Genomic DNA, 427 nt, shown 5'->3' on the forward strand with positions numbered 1-427 from the left:
TCGAACACCGCGCGCGTAAGCGGTGTCGGGAAGAAGCCCGGCGCGATCGCGTTGCAGGTGACCCCGCGGGACGACCACGCTTCCGCGATGGCGCGCGTCAGCTGCAATACCGCCCCCTTGGCCGCTCCGTAGGGCGCCGAGTCCGGGAAGGCCCGGTAGGATTGCAGCGAGGCGATGTTGACGATCCGGCCGAAGCCGCGCCCGGCCATGGCTGGGGCAAGCGCTTGGGTCAGCAGGAAAGGCGCGCGCACGTGCAGCGCCATGTGCAGGTCGAACGTCTCTGCGGTCACCGCCTCGAAGGGCTGGCGCAGGTTCACGCCCGCAGCGTTGACCAGGATGTCGACGTGCCGCCCCTGCTCCGCGAGCCGCTGCGTCAGCCTCGGCGGCCCGTCGGAGCTCGCGAGATCCGCGGGCAGCATGGCGCAGC

1 protein-coding gene is annotated in these 427 nt (G+C 71.4%); it reads right to left on the minus strand.

What is annotated here, in order from left to right; translation table 11 throughout:
- On the minus strand, positions 1-427 hold a 427-nt coding region (locus tag WDW90_RS38285; RefSeq protein WP_336492900.1), incomplete at both ends, for an SDR family NAD(P)-dependent oxidoreductase.

Source organism: Methylobacterium nigriterrae, assembly GCF_037106235.1.
Lineage (GTDB): Bacteria > Pseudomonadota > Alphaproteobacteria > Rhizobiales > Beijerinckiaceae > Methylobacterium > Methylobacterium nigriterrae.